Annotated in this window: 8 protein-coding genes and 4 pseudogenes; 9 read left to right on the top strand and 3 right to left on the bottom strand. The window is 59.8% G+C overall.

The features are described from left to right. Positions 1-135 precede the first annotated feature (135 nt). The 3 genes and pseudogenes from ASE11_RS11440 to ASE11_RS26595 all read left to right on the top strand — a co-directional run. Positions 136-585, top strand: a complete 450-nt coding sequence (locus tag ASE11_RS11440) for a helix-turn-helix transcriptional regulator (RefSeq protein WP_156406324.1) — start codon at positions 136-138, stop codon at positions 583-585. A gap of 115 nt (positions 586-700) precedes the next feature. Continuing rightward, positions 701-955, top strand: a pseudogene (locus ASE11_RS11435) (IS3 family transposase); the annotation flags it as partial. A gap of 79 nt (positions 956-1,034) precedes the next feature. Next, positions 1,035-1,232 (top strand): annotated as a pseudogene (locus tag ASE11_RS26595) (DUF3363 domain-containing protein); the annotation flags it as partial. A gap of 72 nt (positions 1,233-1,304) precedes the next feature. On the opposite strand, the gene ASE11_RS11430 reads toward ASE11_RS26595, so the two are convergent. Then, positions 1,305-1,895, bottom strand: a complete 591-nt coding sequence (locus tag ASE11_RS11430; protein ID WP_056270960.1) for a TetR/AcrR family transcriptional regulator — start codon at positions 1,893-1,895, stop codon at positions 1,305-1,307. 136 nt (positions 1,896-2,031) lie between these two features. On the opposite strand from ASE11_RS11430, the gene ASE11_RS11425 reads away from it, so the two are divergent. The 4 genes from ASE11_RS11425 (at position 2,032) to ASE11_RS26590 (ending at position 4,835) form a co-directional block, all read left to right on the top strand. After that, on the top strand, positions 2,032-2,766 hold the full coding sequence (locus ASE11_RS11425) for an SDR family NAD(P)-dependent oxidoreductase (RefSeq protein ID WP_056270966.1): 735 nt from the start codon (positions 2,032-2,034) through the stop codon (positions 2,764-2,766). A gap of 18 nt (positions 2,767-2,784) precedes the next feature. Next, a complete protein-coding gene (locus ASE11_RS11420; protein WP_056270956.1) occupies positions 2,785-3,387 on the top strand; it encodes an NADPH-dependent F420 reductase in 603 nt (200 codons plus the stop codon). A 300-nt stretch (positions 3,388-3,687) separates the two neighbouring features. Further along, entirely contained in the window at positions 3,688-4,446 is a 759-nt protein-coding gene (locus ASE11_RS11415) for an epoxide hydrolase family protein (protein ID WP_235501266.1), read from the top strand. Further along, a complete protein-coding gene (locus ASE11_RS26590; RefSeq protein ID WP_235501265.1) occupies positions 4,443-4,835 on the top strand; it encodes an alpha/beta fold hydrolase in 393 nt (130 codons plus the stop codon). Before ASE11_RS11415 ends, ASE11_RS26590 begins: the two co-directional genes overlap by 4 nt. Positions 4,836-4,950: 115 nt before the next feature. On the opposite strand, the pseudogene ASE11_RS11410 reads toward ASE11_RS26590, so the two are convergent. Further along, positions 4,951-5,352, bottom strand: a pseudogene (locus tag ASE11_RS11410) (transposase); the annotation flags it as partial. Between the two features lie 332 nt (positions 5,353-5,684). Here ASE11_RS11410 and ASE11_RS11405 point away from each other — a divergent pair. Both ASE11_RS11405 and ASE11_RS11400 read left to right on the top strand, forming a co-directional pair. Further along, positions 5,685-6,308, top strand: a complete 624-nt coding sequence (locus tag ASE11_RS11405) for a TetR/AcrR family transcriptional regulator (RefSeq protein ID WP_235501264.1) — start codon at positions 5,685-5,687, stop codon at positions 6,306-6,308. A gap of 49 nt (positions 6,309-6,357) precedes the next feature. Further along, on the top strand, positions 6,358-7,575 hold the full coding sequence (locus ASE11_RS11400; RefSeq protein ID WP_056270947.1) for an MFS transporter: 1,218 nt from the start codon (positions 6,358-6,360) through the stop codon (positions 7,573-7,575). Between the two features lie 48 nt (positions 7,576-7,623). Here the strand turns inward: ASE11_RS11400 and ASE11_RS11395 are convergent. After that, a pseudogene (locus tag ASE11_RS11395) lies at positions 7,624-7,717 on the bottom strand (IS5/IS1182 family transposase); the annotation flags it as partial.

The following is a 7,717-nucleotide window of genomic DNA, read 5'->3' as shown; positions in this document are numbered from 1 at the left end:
ATCGCCATCACACCCGAGTCGTCATAATCCGACCGTCCTGCCTGGGGGAATTTGGGGTGGCCAAGGGTGGGGGAATTTGACCTGGCCATCGGGGCTCTTCTCTTTCAGGACAACGGTGCTCGAAGGCTGCTTTGGATGGCAAGTCATGACCGAATCGATCGCAACGCCCTGATCCATCTCGATCTGCACAACACCACACCTATCCTCAGACGTCTGCATCACAGACTCGTTGCGGTGTTTGAAGGGCACGAGGCAGGGCCCTCGTTTTTCGAATGCAGCAACGGCTGGGGGCGTTTTGTTTTCAGGGGATCGTGGCTGGCTGGTCCCGGGCAGAGTGCCATCGGTATCAGGGTCCGGCACTACATTCCGCGAGCATTGAAGGCTTGGACTGGCCTGCATCGACTTGATCTCGCTCCCAGGCAACAGCAGGTTGCCCTCTTGTTCAGCGAGGGTTTGACGGTCAGTGAGATCTCCGAGCGGCTCGGGATCAGCCGGCACACAGTCCCAGAGTACGTGCAAGTGATCTACGAACGTCTGAACATTGCCCCCAACCGCGAAGCACTGCAAAACGCGCTACTTTCTTGAGGAAGTCGCCAACCTGCTCAACAGCTGAGTTCATTTATCAGTCCGCACATTCAGAAGAGGCTGGAGTTGACCCGAGTCCGTGGACACATCATTCTTTGTGTTCAAGGAGTCGCAAATGTCCAAAGTCAGACCATCGTACCCGGCGGAATTCCGTCAACAAATGGTCGAGCTCGTTCGAGCTGGTCGCTCTCCAGCGGAGCTCTCGCGCGAGTTCAACGTCACCGCACAGTCCATCACCAACTGGGTCGGTCAAGCCGTCATTGACAGCGGCAAGCCGTTGCCGGGCAAGGAAGGTTTGATCACCGCCGAGCGCGAGGAGTTGGTACGGCTGCGCCGTCAACTGCGTCTGGTTCAGCAGGAGCGCGACATCTGAACTGCCTACATGGTCCGCCCGAGGAGAACAAGTTTTCCTCGGGCGGACCATGTAGGCGGTTCAATCACTGGCATTCGATGGCACCCGCATCTTCCGGAGTAGCGTTCTTCTCGCCGGCGGGCTCAATGCGAAGCTCGATGACGGCTTGGGGTTCAGCTTGGTGCCGTGGAGGCCGATGATCGAGCCGCGGCTGGGTCAGCAGTAGGTCGCCACGGTGCGCGGCGGCGAAGTGTCTTGGGAGATCGAACGCCAACGCTGGCTTTCGTTGGGATAGACACTTGTTCTAAGTTTCGATGCTTACGGAGACGTGTGCTCCCAAAAAAAGTGAGTGCCGTTGGGCATCCGATCACCGATTTAACTCAGCAGCTTGCCTCTCAACATTGCTGCTCGACCGATTTGTCAGGATGGCGCTCGCAACGATGCGAAGGAGATGGTCGGCCCGCGAGGCGAACGCGTGTTGACCGACAAGCCAACCGAGCGCCGACATCAAGGCGAACAGGTCGTCCGCATCCATATCAGCGCGCGCCGTGCCCTTGTCCTGAGCACGGAGCAGCAGTCGAGCGCCCGCTGAGCGCACCGCCATGCATGGCGCGTAGAGCGCGGAGTCCGGATCCGCGTGGGCACTTGCCATCAAAGCCACAACGCCGCTGTAGCTGCCAACGAACGCCACCCCTTCACGAAACCAGGACTCGAGGGCGTCGTCGGGTGGACTCGACGTTTCAAGTTCGCTTGCCTTCTGCGTCAGCGCATCCAGATTTTCACGCAGCAGCGCTTCGAACAATCCTTCTCGCGTCGGGAAATGACGTAGCAGTGTTGCCAACCCGACTTCGGCTCGACGGGCGATATCTCGCATCGACGCATCGGCGCCATGCTCGGTGACGACCTCGCGTGCTACCGCAAGCAGTCGGCTGTAATTTTTTCTGGCGTCGGCGCGCATAAAGAACCTTGACAAACGGATCAATGATCCGAATAATCGAACCAGTGATCCGTTTTTGTTACTCGGATTCGGATCGCTGATCCAAATGATACCTCGTCTCCACTTGAGGCGCTACAACCCTAGAAGGATGCATGACATGACCAGACTGAATGGAAAGACCGCCGTGATCACCGGAGGCGCAACCGGCATTGGCCACGCCGCAGCGAAGCGCTTCATCGAGGAGGGGGCTTTCGTCTTCATCTTCGGCCGCCGGCAGGAGCACCTCGACGCTGCGGTGGCCGAGCTCGGACCGAACGCCCGCGCGGTGAAGGGCTCGGTCTCCGATGAAGGCGACCTTGACCGACTCTACGCAGCGGTGAAGGCCGAGCGCGGAACCCTAGACATCGTCTTCGCCAATGCCGGGACAGGAGGCCCGCTTGCACTTGGCAAGATCACCGCCGAGCACATCGATGAAACTTTCGACACCAATGTGAAGGGCACGATCTTCACGGTTCAGAAGGCGCTGCCGTTGATGGGCAAGGGCGCATCGATCATCCTGACCGGATCGAGCGCCGGCACCACGGGCGCTTCGACCATGAGCGCGTACAGCGCGAGCAAGGCGGCCGTGCGCAACCTCGCGCGGACCTGGGCGGAAGACCTGAAGGGCACCGGCATCCGGGTCAACGTGCTGTCGCCCGGCGCGACTGCGACCGAACTCGCAAAGACAGCGCTGGGCGAAGAGGGCCAGAAAGCCTACGCCGCGATGACACCGCTCCAGCGCATGGCCGATCCTGCCGAGATCGGGGCGGTCGCTGCGTTTCTCGCATCGTCGGACAGCAGCTTCATGACCGCCAGCGAGATCGCCGTCGACGGCGGCCTGGCGCAACTCTGATCAACCGAAGGACAACCTATGAACTACTCAATCATTGGCTTCGGCCAGATCGGCCAAGCCCTGGCCAGGGCATTCGCCCGAAGCGGCATCGAAGTCTCCGTTGCAACCACGCGCGACCCGCAAAGCTCTGCAGCCGCCGCAGCTGCGATCGGACCCAAGATCATTCCCAAAACAATGGCCGAAGCCGTCAAGGCAGACATCGTCTTCTTGGCAGTCCGTTTCGAGTCACACAAGGATGTCGCGAAGGCGCTGCCGACGTGGAAGGGAAAGACCATCGTGGATGTGACCAATGCCTATGGCGCGCCCACTGATGAACTGGTGGACCAGTCCTCTGCCAAGGCTGTCGCACAGGCATTCACTGGCGCCAAACTGGTCAAGGGCTTTAACCATTTGGTCGCTGGCGTCCTCGAAAAGGATCCAGCCGTCCATGGTGGCAGGAGAGTCGTGTTCCTGGCGAGCGACGATGCCAAGGCCGCAGCGGAGATCGGTGCGCTTGCGGAAAAGCTCGGCTTCTCCCCGATCGAACTCGGCGGCCTGTCCGAAGGTGGACTACTTGTGCAGGCGCGCGGAAAGAGCTGGGGCCAACTGATCTTCAAGGACCTGATCGTGTTCGACAAATGAATCGTGATCGTTGGCATCACGCATTCCGATGAGCCGTGGATCCCCGCCGTGCCCCCACGTGCTCCACGAATGCCCGAGCCACCAGTGGCAACGATGCTCACGCTCAACACTCCGCCACTGGCCAACCTGCAGCGCTACGACGCACTGCGCAACGTCCAGCCTCATGAGGCGTCGCCGGAGTCCGACCATGTTGCACCCGTTGTTCAGTGGTGCGGACCCAGATACGAACCGCTCGGTGAGGCCCCATTCCGATCCCGGGGTTTCGCCGCAATCGGCGCCAACACTCACTCGGAGATCGCAATGAAAATTGCGCCATTCACAGTCAATGCTTCAGACGCCGCCGTTGCTGACCTCGCTCGTCGCCTTGACATGACCAGATGGCCCGATGACGTTGGCGACGGCACATGGGCATCCGGTATGCCGCTCAGGGTGCTGCGAGATGTTCTGGAGTACTGGCGCGATCGCTTTGATTGGCGAGATGCGGAGCGCAGGCTGAACGCCCTCCCCCAGTTCACTATAGAGATGGGCGGGCGAGCTGTGCACTACCTGCACGTAAAAGGCGTTGATCGCGGATCACGTCCCATCGTGCTCACGCACGGCTGGCCAGGTTCGTTCGTCGAGATGTACAAAATCACCCCGATGCTGACCGATCCTGCGAACAATGGGTTGCCCGGGCATCGTTCTTTTGATGTGATCGTCCCCTCCCTGCCCGGTTTCGGATTTTCGCAGGCCCCCGCCAGTCCAGGCACGAATAGCCGCGTAGTCGCTACGCTCTGGCACAGGCTGATGACGGAGCTTGGCTATTCAATCTACTTTGCACAAGGCGGGGACATCGGTTCCAGTGTCAGTACTTGGCTGGCGCGTCTCTACCCGCAAGCTGTGCGGGCACTCCACCTCAACTTCATCTCGGGTAGCTTCCAGCCACCGCTGACCGAGTCTGAGCGACCGCTCTCTGCAGCAGAAACTGAGTGGCTTGCCGCCCGCACCCGTTGGGCCGAGCGAGAGGGTGGCTACAGCCATGTTCAGTCAACAGGCCGCAGACCCTGGCGTACGCCTTGACCGATTCACCCGTCGGCTTGGCTGGCTGGCTGCTTGAAGAATTCTTCGCCTGGAGCGACGGGGACAATGAACTGACGCAGAGGTTTGAACTTGACGAACTGTTGACAAACGTGTCGGTCTACTGGTTCTCCGGCAACGTCGCATCCACGCTGCGCATGTATGAAGAAAACTCCCGTCAGCCTCTTAGATTCGACTCTGGCGAGCGGATCATCCCGCCGCTTTCCTACGCGCGCTTTCCCAAGGAGATCGTCAACCCGCCGCGCGAGTGGGCAGAGCGCCTGTTTAACGTCGCCAGGTGGACTGAAATGCCAGTCGGTGGGCACTTTGCAGCGCTGGAACAGCCTCGTGCGCTTGCCATTGACATTCATGATGCGTTCTCGTCACTTTGAACCGACTTGCTTTGTCGCAGGAACGCGCTGATGCCGAACCATTCCTTCAAACGGACGCGCCTTCGGCACGCCGCTTACGTGAAACGTTGAACGTCCGCTTCGGAAGTACCCCCAACAGCTTGAGCCGCCGGCACAACAGGACGAACTCGCGACAAACCTTGCGAATCGCGTCTCCATGATCCTTGCGGAAGTCAGCGATGGTCTTGAAGTCTGGTGTCAGGCGGCCGGTCAACCACATCAGCTCGACGTTGCGCTGAGCCTCACGCTCCAGGCGCCGGCTCGATTGGACTTGGTTGAGGTAGCCGTAGATGTAGATCTTCAGCAGCACTGCAGGGTGGCAGGACGGTCGGCCAGTCGATGCGGGCTTCACACCGTCGAAGCCGAGCTGGTGCAATTTCAGCTCATCGACGAAGACATCGACGACCCGCACCGGGTTGTCGTCTGCGATGTGGTCGTCCAAGCACTCCGGCAGCAGCGTGACCTGACCGCGCTCCTCGCCCTCGATGAATCGCTTCATATGGCCCACCTAAAGTCGCGTTGTCGAACCATAGGTGATCACATCGGCCAATTCAAGCGCTTTCACACAGCCTCGACTGACTGCCGTCACACAACTTTTCGATCTGCTTGCTCCAGACCGGTCACTGCTGGCCACAGGTTGTTGGTTGGCAATGTGGCGATGACTTCGATGAAGGTTGCACCCGCCATCGCCCAAGAGCCGCCATAAGTGGGGCTGAATAGAACGGGCCGGAGTAGCACTAAGCCCCTAAACAAATAGCCTGCTTGAGCATTGACTGTCGTAAGCCTCAAATTTCCTTAATTTAGGGAATATCTATTCTCTATAATGAGGCCATGCATTCCATCCTCACAAGCGCAGCACAGGTATCCAGAAGTCGAGGCCGCCCACGTGAATTCGACATGGACGAAGCGCTGGACAAAGCCGTAGGCGTGTTCTGCGAGCGCGGTTATCACGCTACTTCCGTCGCCGACCTGACCACTGCGATGGAACTCACCTCGGGCAGCGTCTACAAGGCGTTTAAGGACAAGCGCGCAGTGTTCCTGGCCGCGTTTGATCGTTATAAGGCCGTGCGTGATGCTCAGCTCAGAGCCGCCATCGACAAAGGCCAAAACGGTCGCGAAAAACTGCGACACGCCATAGATTTCTTTGCGGCGTCATCTCATGGTGCCGAAGGGCGGCGTGGATGCCTGGTAATCGGCGGTGCTGCCGAACTGGCTACCTTCGACACCGAAATCGCCCAGCGGGTGACCGGTTCACTAGAAAGAAGCGAAACCCTACTGGGTGGGTTGATACGCCAAGGACAAGCCGATGGCTCGATTGCCGCTTCTATCGATGACCAAACGACGGCGCGTCTGATGCTGTGCCTACTCCAAGGTATGCGCGTAGTCGGCAAGGCCGGTCGTAGCAAGAAAGACATGCAAGCCGTGGCCGATGCCGCGTTGAAATTACTCGATTGACATTTTTTGCCTATTTTGGACATTTTTGTTCCCTTATTTGAAGACCTTGATGACTACTCCTGCATCCCTGACCGTTGCCGGTACTGAACACAAAGCAGTCTCGCCGTGGTTGACATTGCTGCTGGCCGCCGCCTGCGGCCTGACGGCGGCCAATGTCTACTACGCCCAGCCGCTGGCTGGACCGATCAGTGCGGCGCTCGGGCTCTCTGCCGAAGCGACCGGTCTGATCGTGACCTTGACCCAGATTGGCTACGGTCTTGGCCTGCTGCTGATCGTGCCATTGGGCGATCTGGTCGAGAACCGTCGGTTGACGCTGATCCTGCTGGGCATTGCCGCGCTGGCGTTGACCGGTGCTGGGTTGTCCAGTCATCCGCTGCCGTTCTTGCTCTCGGCTTTGTGCATTGGTGTGGGCACAGTAGCGGTGCAGGTGCTGGTGCCCTACGCCGCGCATCTGGCACCGGAGGCGGTGCGCGGGCGCGTGGTGGGCAACGTGATGAGCGGCTTGATGCTGGGCATCATGTTGGCACGGCCGGTGTCGAGTTTCATTACCCAGCTCTCGTCATGGCATATGGTGTTCTTTATCTCGGCCGCGGCCATGCTGCTTCTCGCCGTGGTGTTGGCTTGGACGCTGCCGCTGCGCAAACCAGCTGGACAGCTGCGATATGGCGCGTTGCTGGCGTCCATGGTCCAGTTGGCCCGCACCACGCCTGTGTTGCGTAGACGCGCGCTCTATCACGCGGGCCTATTCGCTGCCTTCAGCCTGTTCTGGACAACGACGCCCCTGTTGCTGGCCGGCCCCGAGTTCCGGCTCTCGCAAGGCGGAATTGCCCTGTTCGCGCTGGCCGGTGTCGCCGGTGCCATTGCTGCGCCCATTGCCGGTCGGATGGCAGACCGAGGTTGGAGTCGTCCGGCCACGGGACTGGCCATGCTCGCAGTAGCGGTTGGTTTTCTGATGACTCACGTCGCGGCGCCGGGTTCAGCTTGGGCGCTGGGTCTGTTGGTCGCAGCCGCTATCGTGCTGGACTTCGGGGTAGCGGCCAACATGACATTGGGACAGCGCGCCATCTTTGGGCTGGGCGCTGAGTTTCGCGCACGGCTCAATGGGCTGTACATGACCACCTTCTTTATCGGCGGTGCCATTGGCTCGGCGCTGGGTGGCTGGGCCTATGCGCAAGGGGGATGGGGACTGGCATCGTGGATCGGGTTCGCGCTACCTGTGCTGGCGCTGGGGTATTTCGCAACAGAGCGTCGAGGCCATCAGCCATAGGTTGGCACGTTACGACGTCATGCATCGAGTCAAGAAAACCAGGGCCTGTTAACACAAACTGCGAAGCCCATCTGCCACGAGCACGAAGCTGAGGAAGCCCAAGAACATCGCATCGAGTTTCTCAAAGCGAGAGAAGATGCGC

The sequence above is a fragment of the Hydrogenophaga sp. Root209 genome (assembly GCF_001428625.1).
Lineage (GTDB): Bacteria > Pseudomonadota > Gammaproteobacteria > Burkholderiales > Burkholderiaceae_C > Hydrogenophaga.
This window is presented reverse-complemented; position numbering and strand designations above follow the sequence as displayed.

Coding starts and splice junctions, on each gene's coding strand:
- ASE11_RS11440 (WP_156406324.1), top strand. CDS start 136: ATGGCAAGTCATGACCGAATCGATCGCAACGCCCTGATCCATCTCGAT.
- ASE11_RS11430 (WP_056270960.1), bottom strand. CDS start 1,895: ATGCGCGCCGACGCCAGAAAAAATTACAGCCGACTGCTTGCGGTAGCA.
- ASE11_RS11425 (WP_056270966.1), top strand. CDS start 2,032: ATGACCAGACTGAATGGAAAGACCGCCGTGATCACCGGAGGCGCAACC.
- ASE11_RS11420 (WP_056270956.1), top strand. CDS start 2,785: ATGAACTACTCAATCATTGGCTTCGGCCAGATCGGCCAAGCCCTGGCC.
- ASE11_RS11415 (WP_235501266.1), top strand. CDS start 3,688: ATGAAAATTGCGCCATTCACAGTCAATGCTTCAGACGCCGCCGTTGCT.
- ASE11_RS11405 (WP_235501264.1), top strand. CDS start 5,685: ATGCATTCCATCCTCACAAGCGCAGCACAGGTATCCAGAAGTCGAGGC.
- ASE11_RS11400 (WP_056270947.1), top strand. CDS start 6,358: ATGACTACTCCTGCATCCCTGACCGTTGCCGGTACTGAACACAAAGCA.